Below are 19,698 nucleotides of genomic sequence, written 5' to 3' on the forward strand. Positions count from 1 at the left end.
TGTTATGCCTCCTTTGATTTATAAAAAATAGACTGCACTGGATTACAGTACAGTCATGATGACGTTGTTATTCACTGCTTTGAGTGCCGGGATTGCCGCTTCCATTACGATGATCTTCTCATGTACTGGATCCGGAACAACGATTGGATCAGTAGCAATGCCGAACTGGTAGGTACCATCCGACGTTTTGACTTGTCCACGCGCTGTTGAACCCATGATGTTGTCATAGAGCACAACCTTACCGGAGTCCAATAGATCACGTGTCACGGTTGTACGCTCGCCATCAACGATGTCCTCGAATGTAACAGAGTCTTCATTGACGAAGTACTGTGGCAACTTATGGCGTCTGAATAGCGCTTGCAGCTGTTCGGAATCGACCATACGCGCGTCATCAGGCTTACCATAAACCGCAAGCTTAACTGATGGGGATTCGAGCATTGCATCCTCAACATCCTGAGCAATGTCGATACGTTCCGGCTTCTTCTTGGAGTTAGTCGCTGTTTGATACTGCTTAACAGCGGCCTTGAGGTCTGCAAATGGGTTCGCCGTTGGGTCGTCCCACTTCGTCGCAACAGCAACGTTGTTCCCTTCCGGACGGTCCACCTCAAAGGAAACCTTCGTTTCACTGAACGGATCCACATACTCAAGTGCACCATCATACACAAGCTTGGCTCTGAGGTATTCTATCGTTTCTTGTACACCTAGCTTGAGGTTGCCAACGTCTTTCAATGCATTCCTGATGGCGTTCCGATCTTCATCTGTTCCTCTTCTCGGCATCGCAATCGCACGGTCTGTAGATTCATCAATGAAGTAAGCATCCTGAATCTTCGTAAGTCGACCGAGCGCCTGCTCTGCTTGCGCCATACCACGAATTGGTGCAGAGGAATCGAATCCTGTCACCTTCGCTGCAATAACTGGTGTACGCTTGATGATGTCGTAGATGAACTTGTCATCGTACACTCTTTCATCCGGAAAAGCAGAAGCAAGGCGGTATTGATTGTTGTTCGGCACTGCTTCAATGAATGCCTGTAGGTTCGGTCTTTGAAATTGTTCTAGCTCTAGTACCATATATTATTTCCTCCTTATCTGTTATCTGGTTTTAATACCAGAAGAAATTACTTGAGTTCTTAAACTGATCAGTCGCGCCTGTAGTGAGCGCTTCGATGACGTTGCCTTTCGTGAGCGCGGCAACATGAACGTTCTTCGACGTGTCTTCTACTGTGACAGTGTGACGTGTCAGCATTGGAGCATTGAGTCGAGCACTCTCTTCTCCTTCTGCCGGCGCCGTCACGAGCTCATAGAGGCCCGTGCTCGTATTCTTGCTGACTGCAGTGCCTCCTTTAACAACAGTACCTGCAGTAAACTTTGAAGCATCGAGCGTGATGTTTCCGGTAGAAAACTCGACACCAACGCCATTGCGGAGAAACTCGTGACCAGACTTTGCTGTGACGCGTTTTTGTTCAAACATTTAACCTTCCTCCTTCTGTGTTCCATAGATTTCTGATGCCATTTGACGACCGAGATCGCCTGCTTTCGGTTCCTTGCCGCCATTGCCTTGCTTGTTACTCCCTGGAACATAATCACTTGATCCAGCGGGCGGTGTCTGTGTGCCTCCACCGTTGCCGCCTCCATCACCAGGGTTCGTCTCTTCAATATCGAACATGTAGCCATCAGACTCAATTACGTTGTCCAGCTGCTCTTTCAAGCCTGTCACCTTGCCATTTTCGTCGAGCTTGACGGTATCCATATCAAGTAGTGACTTCACCGCTTTCGGATTCTTCGCTTTCGCATCTCTAACAGCAAGTAGCACCTCATACTCAAGCTTCTGATCATCCAGCAACTTCTTACGCTCTGTGTCTTTTGTCGCATTTGCAGTTTTCAGGGTTTGAATTTCGCCCTTCAGCGTTTCGACATCATCCGTGCTATTGCCGAGTTTTTCAATCTGACTGTCACGATCAGCCAGGTCTGTTTTAAGGCCATCACGTTCCGTAGTCAGTGTCGCAACCTGTTGATTCAACGGATTAACTGTTTTGCCATGTTCAGTCATGATCGCATCGATTACTTCTTTTTCGAGACCCTGATCTTCTAGAAACTTTCTATTCATAATTTATTGCTCCTCTACATTTTGTTTACGAGGGAATGGCCCCCGATTGAGTTGCTCAATAACGTGTGAGCTCACGAAAAATAGACCTTTTAACGACGTGTCTAGGTCGAGTAAATCACATATGTTATGTGTGTTCGCCGTGGTGTAAGACGGCTATGGTCGCAGTATCTTTATACTCTGACTGCCACCAGGCAAGAGTAGCCAGTGTATGACCATCAAGATATTCCCACTCGTATCATCATGGGTGACCACCTCCATCAATGAGTTTTGACTTTCATACCAATGATGCTCACCCCCTTTAATAATGCGATTGATTATTTGTTGCTATACATCTTACTCAACGCATTGATATTATCCTGGAGAAAACCATGCATCACTTTAGAGATACGCTCAACGTGTTCTTCATTCTGTTCGACAGATGCTTCATGGAATATGCCGTGTACAATTTCATGCATCAGTATTTCTTTCTGCATTCCTTCATTCGTGATTTTTTCGCTCACTAAGATCTCTTTTGTTTCAGGTAAGCACAACCCTCTTGCTATATCCCCTTCATATTCCAAACTTTTCGCGTTCAGTAGGACTGCATAATTGTGATGACCAATCTTGATTTTATCCATCCAATCACTCCTTTAATAATTAGGTGTGCTATAACACAGAATGTGTAGCACTCAGGTAGTTGGAATAAAGTTCCTGGTACTTCAACGTATTCGCCCGCTTCATGCGCCGGAAGGCACCCAGATCTTTCGGCGCGTCTGCACCAAGTAGTGCCTGCATGCGCGCGTACATCTTTTTCTCGGCGTTCTCCTGACGTTTCTCAGCCATCATCGACTCGTAGCGCGACTTCTCGTAATCAGAGCGTCTGTCGTCAGCGGGCGCAAACTCGGTATTGCGATCCTGCATGGCTTTGATCTCATTGCTTGACATATATTGAATCGGCACAGGAAGTAAGCCGCATTGACAGTGTGGATGTAATGGCAGCAAGTCAGCCGGATACTTCGGATAACCTGGTGTCTTCCCAGATAAACTGAACACCATGCCTTGATACCTGGCACATGTTTCGCATGTTGGATTGTTTCCCGTTATCTCTACCAAGTCAGTGCCTTCTTCTGTGTATCGGTTGATATGCCCATTCACGGATGCTTGTCTGGACTTCGTAGCAGTCACTGTCGCAGCGTAAAAGTCGAGCGGTAGCTTCTTACCATCCTTGGTAATAAAAGATGTCATGCCGTCTTTTAGGAACGCATCAGACACCCTTTGAGTGACTTGCTTTCGCGCGGCGCCTGTTACTGCACCAGCTGTTAATTCCTCTTTGACACTTGAAACTGTGCGCTTGATTGTACTGAGCGTGTTCGCTTCTGCCGTTCGATACGCAGCAAGTAGATCACTCATCGTATCGTTCACCACTTCAGAGACGGCGTTGAGATGTATCTGAGTCTTGAACCGCTCTGTGATTTTGCCATTCTCAGCAATGAACCGTATCTGATCTCCGGAAATATTAAACTGTGCGCTCTCCATGCCATTGTAGTACTCTACGAGCAAGGCCTGAGGTATCACTTCCTCCATCCGGACATGCAGCCGTCTAAAGGCATCTTCAATAGCTGAGGCGACTCTCCGGGCTTCTCTGTCTTTTGTCAGGTCATGCGACTGAATGAGTGTGATAATGTGGCTGCGAAGTTCAGCAGTGACCTGGTCGAGGTTTTCGATGGTCATGGGTTATCACCCTTCTCTTCTCGAGCCGTCTTCATTGAGCGGCGTACCATCTATATCTCGGTTATTGAAGAACCCTTGTACCGTCTGCTGTCCGCGACTCATTGCCATCGTATCTGCATTATTTGCCTCACTCTGGATCTCCAGAACCTCTTCATCCACCCAAGCATCCGATTTATTTGGATGTAGTTCTCTAACAGTCTGTCTGAGAGACTGCGCTTTCGCATCCCGCTTCTTAACGGTGCCTTCATCTCGCTCAGCCTTCGGTACCGGAATCATGTCACTGACTGTAATGTCTGGTCGCTCAATGATGACGTTGGCATTGTCTTCATTCGCCAACCATAAAGCCGACTCCATCAGGTTCTGCAGGAAGTCGATATATTCATCGAGCAGGTGCTGCGCCTTAATGATTGAGCTGAGTAAGTCATAGAACTTAGCGACCCCAGACTGGGCGGAACTTGTTGAGCCATCACGCATCATCTCAACTGCTTCAAGGGAAGTATTGGTTTCAGCAAGCATCGCACTGACAATATCTTTGATGTGTTTGAAATCACCAATCTGTGAGATATCAATCTGGTGCGTCTTGATGGAGTTACCGTTCTCGTCCATTTCAATCAGTTCCAGGTCACGGTGATCAATTTTAGTCGCACCTGGACCGTCAACGTCATCGGCACGCTCTTTCGCCAAGTCCTCCAGTCGATCCCATGTCTCACTGGTGATTGAGATACGCGGTCGGCCATTACGTTCCAATGTGATTCCGGCACGGGTCAGTGTCCAGTTGATCTCTTCCTGTTTCCCTTCCTGACCAAAGAGGGCGCTTGTGCCGAGCGGTGTAGTGAGCGTTGGATTATTTGCCCAGTAGTCTATGAACGGACGATGACGGCCTTTATATTCACGCTCCAACTGGTCCATCTTCAGTATGTCCTTAACTACCGCTTCATCTTCCACCTGCTCCAGGTCACTGCCAGTCATTGCGCGCTTGTACAATCGATTGTATGTCTTTAATACGCCGTTCTCCTGACGTTCAGTGTATACCTGGACGTAGTCCTGACCGTTATCATCTTTAATATCCAATTCATAGACGAGATCCGCACCCAGGTCGTCATCATGCGGATAGTAGACATTGCGTTCCTTGAACTGAATGGTAATCTGTCCATTGCGTTTGATCGGCACACCAACAATGCCGCCATCCATCTGATGCTGCACAATGATCTGTTTATGCTTACGCTTCAGCTTTGAGTTGCGCACAATCTGATTGATCGTTTCCTGCTGCAGATCGTCGACCGCTTCGTTATAGGAACCATCCTGTGTGCCCTCGAGCATCTTCGTTTCTTCTTCCGTGCTCTTTTGCTTAGTCGCGACCTGGTCCTTATGATTGGATTCAATACTACCGACCGCACCCGAGATGAAGTATGCAGGCACGTCACAGATGATCTTGGATATATTAATCATCAAGTAAGGTGTCCGCACATTGCGCGCTTCCTTGTGTCCCTGAGTTAGGATATCGATGATCTCACCATTCTCTATCAGGTTCTTCGCCCGGGAAGAATGATTGGCATGTCGATAAAAATAAAAATCACGGTACATATACATGTCCCCGTGAGTGTTGATGATGGTCTGCTTATCAAATTTACTCCACTCCATTGTTTCCCTCCTTTACCAGACGTTCACGTTGGATACGCGCGTCTTTTTCTTACCTTCAAATCTATTCAATGCCTGAGAACTCGCATCGACCATGTCATCATTTTTAGCATTCGGGAATCCGGCTAACTCTTCAACGTAGTCCCCTGTGTATGCAGCATCTTCTGGAATATAGACATTGCCGGCTTCAAACTGTGGCGCAACCGCTTCAGTACGTGCGATCTTACTGCCAATGGGTTCAATAGGAATAATGCCTGATATCTCTCGTTTGAGCGCATCAATAATTGCAGTTCCGTTGGCCTTATCTTCCACAAGAATCTCCCGAGCTTTCGGATGCTTATTCTTGAATGCACGTACAGCCTTTAATGTGTCAGTGAATCCCATCTTCGCGCGAACCTGGTCAATAAGGTACTTATCAGCGCCTTTCTGACCCCAACATTGGCCAACAACATAGTCACTGTCCTTTTTGTCTTTGAATGTCATGTCCCAACTAATCAATATGCGATCCAAACGAGCCGGGAGTGCTTTGTAGTATTGAATCCATTCACGTTTAATGACGTCTCCACTTTCAGGTGTTGGTCGTTGTTGATAGAGAGAAGCCCATACCTTTGAACCGACCTCTTTCTTCTTTTCAATCGCCCAATCTTCGTCATACCCCAGTCCAGCAGCCAATGGTTCACCGACTTTACGTTCAAGCAAGTCATTCTCTTCGGCAATAGCCGGAAGCCTTAAACGTATCCACTTCTTTGGAGACCGTTCAAGCAGTCTGCCGATGAAGTCGTCTTCATGCCACCTAGTTTGGATTGCGATAATCGAGGCACCCTTATGGAGGCGTGTCGACAAGGTCGATTCCCATTCATCCCATATCTTGTTTCTGATCGTTACGGATTGTGCTTCTTCGTTGTTTTTAATTGGATCATCGACAAGCATCAGGTCTGCACCTTCACCTGTAATGGAACCGCCGATGCCTGTTGCAATCATGCCACCTGTATATTTAGCGATGCCCCAGTTACCAGCGGCGTTCTTATCTTCTGCGATCGTCAGTCCAAAGAGATGACTGAACTCATTGAACTTGTTCCGGTTCAGGCGACCGAATTTCTTGGCTAGGTTATCCGAATAGGCAGCCGCAATGGCACGCTTATTTGGATTTTTAGCCAAATAAAAAGACGGGAACGTTTCCGTCACCGTCATTGACTTCCCATGCCTTGGGGGCATCTCTATCATGATATTTAATGTTTCTCCATCTGCAATGCGTTGGAGGTATTTACATATGAGTTCTGTATGCGGATAATGTTCGTAATTGCCATGATGCGCAGTAACAATATAGTCTCGATAATATCGCTTGGAAAGCTCCGCCTTCGCTTGCGCAGCGACTGTCTGCCGTTGTTCCTTGGTGAGTTGCACATTAGTCACCCTCCAATTCTGAAAGCTTCCTGAGTTGTTCTTCGGTGAGGTTACTCATGTTGTTTACGTTCTGCGTCATTTCACCAGAGTGTTCGACATCGCGTTTATCACGCCATTTGATTGGATCTCTATTCTTCAACCAGAAGATCATTGCTGTAGTGTCTGGTGGAATCTCCTCTTCGACTTCGACGACTTCAACATACTCTTCTGTCAGTACATAACCATCTTTAATGTAAGACCGTTTCAACTTAATCGGAACCTGTTTCATAATGATTTTAGATGTCGCTTTATCGAACAAAGAATTCTCGACAGTAATATCAGCTATGGCCTTACTCTTTTTTAAGGCAGCCGATAAGTCCGATTTAGTCTTCTTATATTCTTTGAATGTAGAATAAGCAACACCCAACAACTTAGATATGTCTTCATCCGTATATCCATCTCGACACCATGCTTCTATTTCTAAGAGCCTCGGTGCCACATGTGTATCATATTTGGTCCGTCTTGCCATTAACCTCACCACCTTCCAGTCATTTATGTATTTGTATTACTCAAAACCTGTGCTGATTGCCACCTTTTCTGTAAGGGAATATATTTTATGTGGATCAGCACCAGTTTTCAGCAAACAAAAAAGACACTCAATCGAGTGTCTTACATATATAAAATATCATTCTTGTAAGCTTCTTCTCTAGCTTTATTATCGGATGTAGGTTGAAATAAATAAGTAGAGGCAGGTCTACTCATAGACTTTATGCCGAAGTAATATTTTTCCGGAGTGGTCAATAAACTTATATAGATTTCTTCTAATTGTTTCTTTAAGTTTACATATCCCAAATTCTGCAGAAATGCTATAACAGTTAAATGATAACCATAATATTTGTTATTTACTTTCTTAACACTTTCAACAAACAGAATTGATTTTTCTAAAAGCATTTTATCTATATCTTCACTGTCTACAAACAATTTAAAACTCTTTATAAACTCTTTTCCGTTTTCCTCATCCACGCCATTTATTTCTTCACGTTTCTTAAAGTGATCCAGATAAGGGTCGTAGTAGTCTATTAAATAAGATAAGACTGTCATCAATTCTTCTTCATTTGCATTGCTGTCAGTAAACTGATTATGATAATTTTTTATTTTCTCATCATCTAAATGATTTATAAATCTCCTTAGCATTTTAGCTCTATAGTGTCTTGAGATACTCTGATACAAATATGAAATATCATCAGATCTTTCTAGTGGCACATCATTTACTGTATAAGTTTCATTAACATATCGTTCTCTTAGGCCTATTAATTGAAAAAATTGATTATTGATTTGATGCTTATCATTAATTTCCTTAGTTTCATTCAATTCTTTTTGTTGGCCTTGGAGAGCCTCAGTTGATTCCTTTAACTCTTTTCTTTGATATCCCAATTCAACATGCTGAGCAACTGTCGTATATAGGAGTGGAATAATTGCAGCTGCCGTTATTAAGTATTCACTCTTGATTAAATCTGCGAGCTTAGGCAAGAAAGCTGCGCCAAATAACGCGAGCGTTATAACTACTACTGCAATAACCAACAATGGATTATGCATTTTATTGTTAGATTTGTCTCTATTCAACGATTTAGCCTCCTGTTATTTAGTAAATAAATTATACCAAAAAACCCACCCGATATGGATGGGTTTCTAACTTAGGAGGTCTACCATGGAATCAAATCAATAGAGAAGTCGTACACGGCGTGTGTCTGCCTCACCTGCCGCCCTTCCAGTGTACAACAGGTTTATTTAATATCCCAAACACTGTCACGTGTGTCATTAATATGTGTGGATAACCCACCTTTTAACAAGGAACCGCCTCTTTCTCCTTTATGTTCCTCTGCATGACATTCATGACATAGCAATATCAGGTTATCGACTGAATGTTCCCCGCCATCAGCAAATCTCACGATGTGATGAAAGTGTAGATTATTTTTAGATTTACATGCAGCACATTGATTTTTATACCTCTTTTTAACAGCTTTTTTAACAACAGTAGGAATAGACCTTCTTGCTTTACGAACTTCTTCAAAGTAGTCGTGTTTTTCCAATATTTTCTCTTGAATCCGGTAACAACGATCTTTCTGCTCTTCTGTACTTCTTTTACTTATCATCATGATTGTTAACTGTTCTAACCAACGAGAAGCAATCATATTTTGGGTTTCGCTCTCAGGGTCATACCCTCTTAAAAACCATTCACTTTTTAGTATCTCTTCTTCGATGTCCTCTATATGGCTGTCGTCGATCAAAACTTCCAGATACGATCTCTTAAAACTCATTTATTATCTTCTCCAATCAGTACTTCTGAAATGTCTCTCAGTATATTTTGTACACCTGTACGTGAAATGCCTAATCTTTCTGCGATCATCTGGCTGGTATAACCTCTAGATCTTAAACTGAATACGATGCCATGCCTTTCTTTCTTTATTCTGTGCATACGGTTCTCAATATATTTTATCTTATAATCTATGTTATTTATCACACCTGTCTCATAATTAAGTATGATATTAACTTCTCTATATACAGGATCACCGTTTCCACCGATTGCCTTAGGCATTACTGATTCCTCACCGTATTGAGCGGTAGCACCACCGCCCCTGATGGCATTTTGATAATCTTTTTCTAGCTTTATTAAGGTTAAGCGGTTCCTTTGATAGTCCCTTATCCATTCCAAGACCATATCAGGCGTAGGTTTAATTTCGTTAATCAGTCGCATAAATGAAACTCGCTCCCCTTTTTAAATCATTTCTTTTACTTGTATGAGCACATGGTCAGTGTCCCCATACTGTTTCTTTACATTCAACTCCACGATCTGGGAGTCGTCTTTGTATACTGTTTGGTTCAAGGCATCCAGTATGCCTTTGGCCAGATTGTCGAGATCCGGCTTCTTCTGATATCTCAAAGCGCCTTCCTGTATCGCCTTTAACTTCTTCTTGGTGTATGACTTCGGTGGAGTAAAAACGAACGTCAGGTGGACGGCTATGGGGCACTCAGCAATGGTCAGTCGCTGTTTGTTCATGTTGCTCTTTGCCGTCAGCTTCACCAGACGCTTGTAGGTGACACTCTGTCTGGAGTTCACTGCTTTGGACTTGCCTTCTTTCGTCTGGTAAACACGGGGTCTGGGTTGCGGAACAGGCTTGCCTTCTACTTTAAATTCAATCAATCCTTACCACTCCTATATTCCGAAGATCCATAAGATGCCTCTGACAGTTGCTGCTACAACTATGAGCGTTATGCATGCAATGATGTTCGCAGTCAAATCAGTAAATTTATTTTTCATCTTCACCCTCCATTTGATTAGTTATTCTTTGTAGAAACTTCACATGCTTCTTCAACTCGCATATCTCGATGCCGTACTTAATCATTGCCATGACACATGTGAAGATCAGCAGAATAAATGCTGTATAGATTAATATGCCGAGTCCAATCATTCCATCACCCCCAGTGTCCATTCCGTTTTAATATCTCGATCACTTCATCCGCATAAGGTTCGTCCTGGTTGATTACAATATAACTATTAGAAGGATTTTTACCCTCCGAAATTCTACCCATTTGAATCTTATGAGCTATCAGTTCTAGATTCTCTAAATCTGTGCCATCACAGTATTTTTTGAAATCAGGATGCTTTATAACAGTGAATTCATTATTGCCTTTACTCATTCCAAATCACTCCTTAAATTGTTTAATCGCCTGCGATACAGCAGCACACATAAATGCTGCCCATGCAACTTGGTCACCTAAATTATTGAATTCTTCGGGAATGAATGTCGACCAAGCAAATGCGGTTGCGAGGGCAGCGATAACTCCACAGAAGAACATCCTCACTCCGACACCTCAATTCTTCCTAGCCAATTCGCATCAGAACGATTGCAAATCTGCTTACGCCCTATTTCATCATTCAAGCGCCTATTCTCTTCCTTCAACTTTACGTTCTCCTGGAACAACTTACGCTTTTCCGCACGTTCTGATTTGATCGTCTCCGCCTGCTGCTCTATACGTTCCTCACAAGTACCATTGCATCGATGAGGATATTTCGCTGTTTCTAACATGGCCATCACCCTTTTCAATTAATCAGTCGCATAATCAATTCTCGATAAATTTGAATATATCCATCTGGTCAGGACGGTCTATTGATCGGTTACTCTCTACTTGCTCTGATGCCAGGTATTCATCTATCAATGGTCTGACTTCGCCTTTAGATGTCTTCTCAACATAGCCACATTCATCAAGCCATAGCGCATAGTCTGGATAGGTCATATCTGGTGGACTGTTGTGCATGATGTCTTGGTAGACATGTCTGCTGATTGATACAGTGTGCTGACGTGGCATGACAGAAGCGAAGGCTGTACCATTGCTGTGGATATGACGTAGGTTAAGAATTCCTGTTTTCATATGATTTCCTCCAAAGTCATTTGTCCTTTGAATATCTGTTCTTTTCTCGGGAAGAGCAGCTCTTTGAATATCGCTTCGAGTACATCTACGACGATGCTATTGCCGGCTTGCTGATATAAGATGCCGTTGGTCATACCTTTCCGTGTCGGATGTTCTTTTAATGCATTTTCATAATCTTCTTCATCGAAACCTTGCAGCAGCCAACACTCTTTTTCAGTGAGCAGACGATATTTGTTATTGCCTATTGGTACGATTCCGCTATTTGGACACCTGTTTTGTTTGGTGGTTATGGTCCATGTGTAATTCTCAATGGGCGTAAGCCTGCCTCCATAGGAACTTTTTCGATCACTATCTCCGATCCGATTTAGCATGGAAGGCGTTTTGATTGTGTACTTCTCATCTACAGCTGATTCTATAAACTCACTGAGGTCCCGCATTGGCTTTCCTTCCAGGTTGTTAAAGTTGAATGTCCGGTTGCCGAGTATCGATACAACGAAGACGCGCAATCTCTTTTGAGGAATACCAAAGTCCATAGCATTCAGGACCTCATAACTATTCGTGTAGCCAAGCTTCTCCATCTTCATCAGGTACTTGCTGAAGGAATGAATCATATCCTTATCCAGGACACCTTTCACGTTCTCCCAGACAACATACTTTGGTTTCCATGGCCCCAGGTTCTCCACGATTTTCAATGTCTCCCACATGAGTGAAGAACGTGTTTTATCTTCATCATTGCCACCCAATCGCTTGCCTGCTCTACTGAAATCTTGGCATGGGCTGCCATGGACAAGAATGTATGGCATGAGATTGTAGCCTCTAACTGATTGCGGTTGATGTGCATGATCATAAAGTGCGTTGTAGGTGCGAACTGCTTTTTCATCGATCTCTACATAGTCAATTGCTTTGTGCTCAATTCCGAGGTTGATCAATGCTTTTCGAGGCGCACCGATACCTCCGAATAACTCCAATATCTTAATCACTGATAAGTCATTCCTCCTCTAGATATCAAATATCGAAAGCTGATTAAGCTCTTCTTCAAACTGGAAACCAAAGTTCTTTTTGTACTGTTCAAACTCGTCGTACTCGAGCATGACATTGGCATAGTGATTATCGGGCTTGAACGATACGTAAGCCTTTGATGTTCGTTTTAGGTACTCGACTCGGCCAACGTGTTGCTTGTTGTGGTCGTATAGATCTTTTGACTTCACTCCACTTCCTCCTCGTTAGTTTCTCCTGATTCGACCACTCGGTAGAAAACGTCTTTCACTAACAACGATGCAACGGAATAATAGAATCCACCATTACCAGCATCTGCGGTTGCTTCTGCTTGAGCGATCTCATTCTGATTGTGATACAGCTTGATAACTGCACTTGATTCATAAGTGTCGCCATCGTATAGATCATGGCGTTTCTTATCTCCAATCGTTATATCTGTAATCGCAGCATCCAACTCAACATTTGTGAATCGACCACCAGCTGATGCACAGCAATCCCATTCACTCATTTCGATTGTCACTACTGTACCGTCGTCCAATACGATTTTATCCTCTGTCCACTCGACAACTTTTCGGTAAAGCAATTGTTCCTTCAATTCATCGAAAGTACCATATTTTGAGTCCTCTCCATAAAAGCCAGTCAGGTCTTCTGTATTCATCCAATCTCCTCCTCGTCATCATCCAGAGGCACTAGGACAGCTTTGTGCCCCCGTTTCTGCGCCGCCGGTGTTCGATACCAGCGTAGCGACTCACGTTTAATGCCAAGCGTGTCTGCAATCTCCGTCATTGTCCCCATGGCAATTAGATCTTCATCTTTATACAATGCGTATTCGGACTCCGAAGCCTTGATACTGTCTACATAAACCAGGTGGTGTTTGCCGACTTCCGGGTCCAGCCTCTCATTCGGTTGCAGTCTTGGCATGCGTTGGAATGTTTTGACTGCCAACCCCACCTTTTGCGATAATTCCTGCGCTGTGCCGGTATACTGATAGGTGTTATAGCGGTAGTAGTCATAAACCTTTCGCGGTCTGCCCATCCAGATGCACCTCCAGTGGCTCAATATCTTCCAGCGATAGGCCCAGCTTCTGTATCTTTTTCAGCATCGGCTTCGGGAATGGCAGTGGATAGTCCATCCTGTGCTGTCTCATGTACTTGATGCGGCCGAGACAAGCAACCACTTCTTCATCGGTCATGGGTGTTTCCGGCGTTGCTTTCGGTTTTTGGTATGGCGGTGTATTGATCGCCTCTTCCGGTGTCCATCTTGCATCCATCCGTTTATAGAACAGTTTCTTATTGATGCCCTTCGCCGCAGCCTGAGCCACCCATTCTTTGGGATACTTGCACTCTCCGCCAGGCTTACCGACGGGGCGTATCTGCGCTTCAGTAATCGGCATGCCACGATTTACTCGATCGACGAAGTTTCGTTTCGGTACACCGTTCTTAATGGCAGTCGCAATGTCTGCTTCGGTATAGCGTTTGGTACTTCTGATCATCACTCGTCACCCTTTCCTAAAATCTGCGATCATTTTTTGAATCTCCGGATCATCAGCAGCAGTCTTCACTGGACCAGAGGGTTTATCCTGTTTCGGCTTGTCTTCATCCTTCAACCAAGAAGGTGCGACTTCTCCCGGTTGTTCTCGTCGCCTTTGTTGGAAGGACGGTTTCAGTTGTTCAAGCTGTTTACGCTTCTCCTCAGCTTCGACTTTATCGAGAGTTGTAAGTCCTCTCTGCTTCCAGTTGTTTAAGATACCGTTGACGTAGTTCATAGTGGCCTTATTGTTATTGGAAGCCACCTCAAGAGATTTAATAACGACTTCCGGTTCGAAAATCTTCAACCATTCAGTAATCTGTTCAGCTTTAAAGGCATTAATGGTTCCGAAACCTAATTCCACATACTTATCGAAGACGACACCGACACGCTCTTTCTCTGTGTCTGTCTCTTTGTCTTTCTCTGTATCTATATCTTTCTCTAGTTCTAACTCTGTCTCTTTCTCTGTGTAACGGTCGGGTAACTGCGGGGTAACAGTGTTACTATCTGCTAATTTCTTTTGCTCCTTATCCCGTGCTCTTTTTCTTCTCATCATTGCAGCTTTATCTGTTTCAGAGCCTATCATAGAGGCAATGTTAGACATTTCTATTTCATCATCAGAAAACTCAATTAAGCCCTTCTGTTTCAAGTAGTTGAACGTAATTTGGGTATTTTCAACTTCTTCATCAATATCTAAAGCGATCTCTTCTACGAAGTCACTTGCAATACCATCGAAGTAGATCTTGCCATCATTCTTTAAGCTTAGAAGCAGCATCTTAAGATAGATGATTGTGTACGTGTCGCCACCCGCAATTTTGCGTAACATCTTTATCTCTTTTTGGCTGAAAAAGTCGTCTTTCAACTTCAACCAGAAATAGCGTTTATTCTGTGCTGACATGCAATTACTCCTTTCTCCTCCCCTGGTATTACAGCAAAAAGTATCCGATAATCATCCACTTCTTTTTCGCCTCGTTTTAAAAGGGCGCTGATGTATCCAGCATTCTTTCCTAAAAACTTTCCAGCCCTTGCCATGGATCTAAAATACTTTGCTTCTCCCGTCTCTTTATGGACCAGAAATATTTCTCTTCCTGTCTTTATCAAGCCAGTATCAAAAGCATGATTATTATTGTGTTTATAGTCACACCATTCGAGATTACTTACATGATTATTCCTAGGGTTACCGTCAATGTGATTGATGCTATCTTTTCCGCGCGTTCTCGGGATGAATGCGTCTGCAACCAATCTATGAACCAAATGAGATTTCTCCACCTTATCCTTCCAAAGAGAAACGCGTACATCTCTACCTTTTGGATCTTTTTCTTTCAAAACTCTTTGTCTCCACTTTCTGACTCCATGTCTATTTGAATGAGTAGTTTTATTTATATGAGTTCTGACCCTTCCATGAGTGCTGACTTCGTAAATACCTTCATATCCCACAACGTCCTTCCAGATTTCCATACTTATCACCTCTACGAAGATCAATTTTCTAGGGGCGCTCTACGCCCCTAGTTCAAAAGGGAGATCGTCATCACTGATATCCACTGGCCCATCACCTTGGAACGGATTCGGTTCTCGTTGTTGGCTTTTTCCGCTGTTTGATTGATTCTGACCTCTCGTCTCGTTGCCATAGCTGCTGCCTGAAGCACTTCTTTGATTCTGTGGAGCTGATTGTCTGCTCGAGTCATTCGAGCCTTTAGGCTCCAGGAATTGAACGCTGTCAGCGACCACTTCGGTAACATAGACGCGCTGCCCTTCCTTGTTCTCATAGGAGCGACTCTGCAGACGACCATCGACCCCAGCCAGGCTCCCCTTCTTCAGGTACTGGTTCACGTTTTCAGCCTGCTTGCGGAAAGTGACGATATTGATAAAGTCGGCACCACGCTCCCCATTAGAGTCTGTAAATGGACGATTGACTGCCAGTGTGAAGTTAACGACAGATATATTGGATTGACTGACTTTAAGCTCCGGATCTTTAGTGAGGCGGCCGACAAGTACGACACGGTTAAGCATTGGAATCGACCTCCAGCACGCCTTCTGTTGGGATGCCATATTCGGCTGACCAGAGTAGCGTCAAGATCCCTTTTTCGTTTACGTGGTATATAGTCAAATCCTTATCTACATGGTCTCCGGCAGGTAAATCAAGAACACCTCTTATGCTTTTGCGGGTGTAGCTATCATAAATTTTCCCGCCTTTGCCTTCTTTTTGCTGTATAACATCCAGCAACTCTTCCAAGACCGTGTCCTCCGTCACTTCTTCCTCGACTTCGACGGTGAATAGAGAATTATGACTAATAAAACTGTCATCAGTCATGAACTTTCCCGAACAATTAAAAACTACTTCACCATTGAAATTGTTTACGAACCGGTTTGGATAGTCCTCTTTCTCCCACACATACTTAATCAACTCATCCAACCTCATCTGCTTCGCTGTTTTAATCTTCATGACTTCTCCTCCTAATTGGAGAGGGAGATTACTCCCCCTCGGTTTCCTCTGATTCAGTTGGCGCTTCAAGTAGCTCAGGCATATCAACGAAATTCTCTTCATCTGGCGTTATATCTTTGATGTTTCTACCTGTACCTTCATCTGCAGATACTTGCTGTTGAATTTCTACAGAGATCGGCAGGTACTTCCACATATGACGGATGACTGTCTTCTTAGCCATTTCCTCGTAATCTGTAGCCCATGGAGAGTAAGGATTGTTGCCGGACTTACTACGCGCTTTCCGTTTGTCGATTTCAGACTTCGGCATATACTCAAATTGATAGCCACCATCCTTGAAGTGAGCGACAGTATAAGCGCCTTTGAATTCACCGCGATTATCCTCTGTTGGTTTGTGTTTTAGGTCTGCATGCAATCCCAACTCATACTCAAAGTCATCGTTTTCATACACTGCATGGGCATAGATGGTTGAAATGTGACCGGAACGTCTGGCAAGATCAATCATCCCCTTATAGCCAATGATAAATTGAACCTCTGTGATGCCTTTTTTATTATTTTTGAATGGTAGTAGATAGCACTGTCCAAGGGGTCCTGGTTCTAAACCAAGTTGTGCAGACTGCATCACGGCACCGAGCAGACTTGCGACATCTGCATTCTTTAGCTGCGGCGTCGTTCTGATGGTTGTAAGTGCCATGCGTGTCAGACGATCAATGTCCATATGTTTCGGAAGCGCCTGCGCCATGGCTGGTGCCATCTGGTCGATATAGTCATTGATGGTCATTGGCTTCTTGCCGTCCGCCACCTCGTTCTTCTGCTTCGTTGCCACCTGGTTTCTCAGACTCTCATTCGTTGCCATAATTATTCTTCCTCCTTGATTTCTTTAATGGTCAGCTTGCGATACGTCGTTTCCTTGTGAAATGGATCGATGACGTCCTTGCCATACTTCTCCTCGAGTGCTTTCTTATCAATAGAACGTCTGGTCTGAGGCTTCCAGGTGACAAGGAAGTTTGATGTCTTCCCTGCTACGTTGTGACCGAGCTGGTCCTTCAGCTGATTCTCATACTTAGACTGAAGATCCTTCGTCTCTTTGATGTCACGCTTGCAGGCTTCGATGGCCTTCAGCAGCGTATCAGCATCTTCACTGAGTGCCACTTCTTCATTGTCAATGTCTTTGTACATATTATTGATAAAGTCGCTTGTCGCTTGGCTGCCATCAATCTCAGGAATGACACCGGCCTGCACATTGTTCTCCCAGAAGTCTTTTTCAGCCTGGATGATGATGTCGATCAGCTCTTCGTCACGCTTGATTTCTTTCCAGATAAACGTGTTACCGCCGAGAAGTACGGCAATGTATGCTTTCTCGTAGCCTGTAACCGCCATGTAGTGCTGCACCTGGCAAAGATACTGTGCCGGTATTTCGTCGCCTTCCCACTGGTCCTTATTGAACTGAGAAGTCGTCTTGCACTCGAGCAGTGCCTTCTCTCCGACGACTACACGGTCCAGGTTGGCAAGCATGAAATCGTGCTCCGGATGTCTCAGCATCCTGTTGTCTCTTCTGACGCGCTTTCCTGTACGTCTTGCGAACTCTTCAGCAACAATGTTTTCCAAGGTGTTGCCCCAGTAGATATACTCGTTGTCGATTTCCTGTATCATTTCCGGATCCACTTTCTCAAAGAACAGCTGTGTTTTGGACTTCCACTTGTTGACGCCAAGGATGGTGCCAGCGTCACTGCCTCCAAGTCCCTTCTGACGTTCCTTGAGCCATTCTTGACGTGTTAGTTGTTTGATATTGATGGGTTGTACCATGATAGACCTCCTCGTGTTATAATTAGATTGGTTATTTTTCTGACGCACACTTTGCAGAGTGTGTGTTTTTTTATTGCTCTTCATAAAATTCTTTGCAATCTTCGCAAGTTCTTGGATAACCTGGTTCTTCTTCACCTGCAACAATGTCATCAAATACTACGCCGCACCCTTCGCACAATGTACCATCGAGCATCATGTCTGCTATTTCACCCATTTATCTCACCTCCCCTCAATAGTCCTCAAGCTTCAAATCTACAAGCTCGGTTGTTTCGTAATTCGCTTTGGCAACAGCATCCTCGACCTGACGTCTGACATAATCTTCATTGACAGTGTCTTCGTAATCATCAAAATACCTGACGTCTACTGTGGCGTTGATTGTGACTTCGATTGACTTTAGCTGCGGTACTGGCAGTATTGGGTTTGCATGCATATAATCACTTCCTACCTGTATATTTGATGATCTTTTTATCCACTTCATCGATAACAACAAGGACTGCGAGTGATCCGAGTATCCATGTGACGACAAAACAGCAGATAATCAGTTGCGCCATCTAACTGGTCCTCCTCTTCTTTGCGATCCATTCAGCGATGACTGGTGAGACGATGGTCAATACGACGATTAAGATAAACGACAGCATCAGGATCTGCTCTGTACTGATGATCTGTAGTACCGACAAGCTGCAGATGATACCGAACAGGAATACTCCAATCCACTTCATTCGCTCACCTCCGATAGTCGTCCATGATTTTCTCGAGCGCCCTCCGCCCTTCATGTCGCTTAATGTAGATCTTGCGGTCAATCTGAGATACATACTGTTTAAATCGATCGTCGTATAGGATATGCGTGCGAAGAAACGTCTCACTGATGCCGGTATCTTTGGCGAAGTCTTTGACCGACAGATACATACGCTCGTCCTTCTCTTCTTTTGGTTGCAGTTGCATCGCTACCTTTCTGAATACTTCCAGCAGCTGCTCTTCGTTCTCAGCTACGAACATTGGCATTTTAGATTCTCCTTTCCATTTTCAGTCGGACATCCCGATTCTTTCTGACAGTCTGCGGTGTGATGAAGTCATAGTCTTTGACCAGCTTCATCAGGAAACCGGTGGCTTCAAAAATGACGTCCTGGACCTCTGCAACAATGTGATGGATTTCTTCCTTATCTTCTTGAGTCAGGAATTCTGGATGCTTGTCTAAATTGTGTTCGGCCATGACCGATTTCAGATCCTTCATTTCTCGAACTACCCGCATACTGAAAGCTAGTCGGTGATCGTCGTACACTCGGTTCGACGGTGAGGGTGATGTGTATCCTTGTGTTAGTTCGTAAGCCAGGTCATTCAGCAGATGACTGTCGGGCGCATTGGCGAAGCCTGCTTCAAGCATTGAGACAGTGACATTGCGTCTCCCCTTCTCGATATTGCAGATGTTGGACTTGTCGGTGAAGAAGATGTCTGCAATGTCCTGCTGTGTGATTCCGCTGCGTTTGCGATAGTTGACAATTGACTGTTGCATGATGTTGTCCTCCTGTATATTTTTCTCTATTGATAGTTGTCATACCTTGCGGTTACTATTGAGTTAGAGTTAATCAGTCGCATAATTGATAACTCATTTGAGATAGTTGGTCGCTATCTCATCGATGCCAGTGAGTTGGTCGCTCATTGGCAT

30 protein-coding genes are annotated in these 19,698 nt (G+C 44.2%); all 30 read right to left on the bottom strand.

Translation table 11 applies throughout. From position 1 onward, the window contains the following. Positions 1 to 42: 42 nt before the first annotated feature. The 30 genes from J4760_RS04070 to J4760_RS04215 all read right to left on the bottom strand — a co-directional run bounded on the left by J4760_RS04070 (position 43) and on the right by J4760_RS04215 (position 19,545). On the bottom strand, positions 43 to 1,068 hold the full coding sequence (locus J4760_RS04070; protein ID WP_237604859.1) for a major capsid protein: 1,026 nt from the start codon (positions 1,066 to 1,068) through the stop codon (positions 43 to 45). 31 nt (positions 1,069 to 1,099) lie between these two features. Beyond that, positions 1,100 to 1,468 carry a hypothetical protein gene (locus J4760_RS04075; protein WP_237604860.1) on the bottom strand — a complete coding sequence of 123 codons (369 nt, stop codon included), beginning with the start codon at positions 1,466 to 1,468 and terminating at the stop codon, positions 1,100 to 1,102. Continuing rightward, on the bottom strand, positions 1,469 to 2,104 hold the full coding sequence (locus J4760_RS04080; protein WP_237604861.1) for a phage scaffolding protein: 636 nt from the start codon (positions 2,102 to 2,104) through the stop codon (positions 1,469 to 1,471). Positions 2,105 to 2,418: 314 nt separating this feature from the next. Beyond that, positions 2,419 to 2,721 carry a hypothetical protein gene (locus tag J4760_RS04085; RefSeq protein ID WP_237604862.1) on the bottom strand — a complete coding sequence of 101 codons (303 nt, stop codon included), beginning with the start codon at positions 2,719 to 2,721 and terminating at the stop codon, positions 2,419 to 2,421. 28 nt (positions 2,722 to 2,749) lie between these two features. Next, positions 2,750 to 3,814 (bottom strand): phage minor capsid protein, encoded by a 1,065-nt coding sequence (locus J4760_RS04090; protein ID WP_237604863.1) that lies wholly within the window; start codon positions 3,812 to 3,814, stop codon positions 2,750 to 2,752. A gap of 6 nt (positions 3,815 to 3,820) precedes the next feature. Next, a complete protein-coding gene (locus J4760_RS04095; RefSeq protein ID WP_237604864.1) occupies positions 3,821 to 5,455 on the bottom strand; it encodes a hypothetical protein in 1,635 nt (544 codons plus the stop codon). A 12-nt stretch (positions 5,456 to 5,467) separates the two neighbouring features. Then, positions 5,468 to 6,865 (bottom strand): phage terminase large subunit, encoded by a 1,398-nt coding sequence (gene terL, locus J4760_RS04100; RefSeq protein WP_370637535.1) that lies wholly within the window; start codon positions 6,863 to 6,865, stop codon positions 5,468 to 5,470. Then, a complete protein-coding gene (locus J4760_RS04105; protein ID WP_237604866.1) occupies positions 6,858 to 7,364 on the bottom strand; it encodes a transposase in 507 nt (168 codons plus the stop codon). The genes terL and J4760_RS04105 overlap by 8 nt, the downstream gene beginning before the upstream one ends. Before the next feature lie 140 nt (positions 7,365 to 7,504). After that, on the bottom strand, positions 7,505 to 8,458 hold the full coding sequence (locus J4760_RS04110; protein WP_237604867.1) for a hypothetical protein: 954 nt from the start codon (positions 8,456 to 8,458) through the stop codon (positions 7,505 to 7,507). A 161-nt stretch (positions 8,459 to 8,619) separates the two neighbouring features. Then, positions 8,620 to 9,153 (bottom strand): HNH endonuclease, encoded by a 534-nt coding sequence (locus tag J4760_RS04115; protein ID WP_237604868.1) that lies wholly within the window; start codon positions 9,151 to 9,153, stop codon positions 8,620 to 8,622. Further along, on the bottom strand, positions 9,150 to 9,590 hold the full coding sequence (locus J4760_RS04120) for a hypothetical protein (RefSeq protein ID WP_237604869.1): 441 nt from the start codon (positions 9,588 to 9,590) through the stop codon (positions 9,150 to 9,152). Before J4760_RS04120 ends, J4760_RS04115 begins: the two co-directional genes overlap by 4 nt. A 21-nt stretch (positions 9,591 to 9,611) precedes the next feature. Then, entirely contained in the window at positions 9,612 to 10,037 is a 426-nt protein-coding gene (locus tag J4760_RS04125) for a RusA family crossover junction endodeoxyribonuclease (RefSeq protein WP_237604870.1), read from the bottom strand. A 272-nt stretch (positions 10,038 to 10,309) separates the two neighbouring features. Continuing rightward, complete coding sequence (locus J4760_RS04130; protein ID WP_237604871.1) at positions 10,310 to 10,534, bottom strand: hypothetical protein; 225 nt, start codon at positions 10,532 to 10,534, stop codon at positions 10,310 to 10,312. A 423-nt stretch (positions 10,535 to 10,957) separates the two neighbouring features. Next, on the bottom strand, positions 10,958 to 11,266 hold the full coding sequence (locus J4760_RS04135) for a hypothetical protein (protein ID WP_237604872.1): 309 nt from the start codon (positions 11,264 to 11,266) through the stop codon (positions 10,958 to 10,960). Then, positions 11,263 to 12,246 carry a DNA cytosine methyltransferase gene (locus J4760_RS04140; protein WP_237604873.1) on the bottom strand — a complete coding sequence of 328 codons (984 nt, stop codon included), beginning with the start codon at positions 12,244 to 12,246 and terminating at the stop codon, positions 11,263 to 11,265. The genes J4760_RS04135 and J4760_RS04140 overlap by 4 nt, the downstream gene beginning before the upstream one ends. Before the next feature lie 18 nt (positions 12,247 to 12,264). Then, a complete protein-coding gene (locus J4760_RS04145) occupies positions 12,265 to 12,474 on the bottom strand; it encodes a hypothetical protein (protein ID WP_237604874.1) in 210 nt (69 codons plus the stop codon). Further along, positions 12,471 to 12,920: a DUF7448 domain-containing protein gene (locus J4760_RS04150; RefSeq protein ID WP_237604875.1), complete on the bottom strand. Its 450-nt coding sequence runs from the start codon at positions 12,918 to 12,920 to the stop codon at positions 12,471 to 12,473. Before J4760_RS04150 ends, J4760_RS04145 begins: the two co-directional genes overlap by 4 nt. Then, on the bottom strand, positions 12,917 to 13,297 hold the full coding sequence (locus tag J4760_RS04155) for a hypothetical protein (RefSeq protein WP_237604876.1): 381 nt from the start codon (positions 13,295 to 13,297) through the stop codon (positions 12,917 to 12,919). The genes J4760_RS04150 and J4760_RS04155 overlap by 4 nt, the downstream gene beginning before the upstream one ends. Continuing rightward, on the bottom strand, positions 13,272 to 13,754 hold the full coding sequence (locus J4760_RS04160; RefSeq protein ID WP_237604877.1) for a hypothetical protein: 483 nt from the start codon (positions 13,752 to 13,754) through the stop codon (positions 13,272 to 13,274). The genes J4760_RS04155 and J4760_RS04160 overlap by 26 nt, the downstream gene beginning before the upstream one ends. Before the next feature lie 6 nt (positions 13,755 to 13,760). Next, positions 13,761 to 14,687, bottom strand: coding sequence for a phage replisome organizer N-terminal domain-containing protein (locus tag J4760_RS04165; protein ID WP_237604878.1), 927 nt, complete (start codon positions 14,685 to 14,687; stop codon positions 13,761 to 13,763). Beyond that, complete coding sequence (locus J4760_RS04170; protein WP_237604879.1) at positions 14,654 to 15,247, bottom strand: NUMOD4 domain-containing protein; 594 nt, start codon at positions 15,245 to 15,247, stop codon at positions 14,654 to 14,656. The genes J4760_RS04165 and J4760_RS04170 overlap by 34 nt, the downstream gene beginning before the upstream one ends. Before the next feature lie 39 nt (positions 15,248 to 15,286). Beyond that, on the bottom strand, positions 15,287 to 15,799 hold the full coding sequence (gene ssb, locus J4760_RS04175) for a single-stranded DNA-binding protein (RefSeq protein WP_237604880.1): 513 nt from the start codon (positions 15,797 to 15,799) through the stop codon (positions 15,287 to 15,289). Further along, entirely contained in the window at positions 15,792 to 16,232 is a 441-nt protein-coding gene (locus J4760_RS04180) for a hypothetical protein (protein ID WP_237604881.1), read from the bottom strand. Before J4760_RS04180 ends, ssb begins: the two co-directional genes overlap by 8 nt. Before the next feature lie 28 nt (positions 16,233 to 16,260). Further along, complete coding sequence (gene recT, locus J4760_RS04185) at positions 16,261 to 17,085, bottom strand: recombination protein RecT (protein ID WP_237604882.1); 825 nt, start codon at positions 17,083 to 17,085, stop codon at positions 16,261 to 16,263. Between the two features lie 2 nt (positions 17,086 to 17,087). Beyond that, the gene (locus J4760_RS04190) at positions 17,088 to 18,035 is read right to left on the bottom strand and encodes a YqaJ viral recombinase family nuclease (protein WP_237604883.1); all 948 of its coding nucleotides are present in this window, start codon (positions 18,033 to 18,035) and stop codon (positions 17,088 to 17,090) included. Positions 18,036 to 18,105: 70 nt separating this feature from the next. Further along, a complete protein-coding gene (locus J4760_RS04195) occupies positions 18,106 to 18,249 on the bottom strand; it encodes a hypothetical protein (protein ID WP_237604884.1) in 144 nt (47 codons plus the stop codon). Positions 18,250 to 18,264: 15 nt separating this feature from the next. Further along, complete coding sequence (locus J4760_RS04200) at positions 18,265 to 18,465, bottom strand: hypothetical protein (protein ID WP_237604885.1); 201 nt, start codon at positions 18,463 to 18,465, stop codon at positions 18,265 to 18,267. A 121-nt stretch (positions 18,466 to 18,586) separates the two neighbouring features. Next, a complete protein-coding gene (locus J4760_RS04205) occupies positions 18,587 to 18,754 on the bottom strand; it encodes a hypothetical protein (protein ID WP_237604886.1) in 168 nt (55 codons plus the stop codon). A gap of 4 nt (positions 18,755 to 18,758) precedes the next feature. Beyond that, complete coding sequence (locus J4760_RS04210) at positions 18,759 to 19,037, bottom strand: hypothetical protein (RefSeq protein ID WP_237604887.1); 279 nt, start codon at positions 19,035 to 19,037, stop codon at positions 18,759 to 18,761. Position 19,038: 1 nt separating this feature from the next. Then, on the bottom strand, positions 19,039 to 19,545 hold the full coding sequence (locus tag J4760_RS04215) for a hypothetical protein (RefSeq protein ID WP_237604888.1): 507 nt from the start codon (positions 19,543 to 19,545) through the stop codon (positions 19,039 to 19,041). Between the last annotated feature and the right edge of the window lie 153 nt (positions 19,546 to 19,698).

The sequence above is a fragment of the Salinicoccus sp. ID82-1 genome, from assembly GCF_021991715.1.
GTDB lineage: Bacteria > Bacillota > Bacilli > Staphylococcales > Salinicoccaceae > Salinicoccus > Salinicoccus cyprini.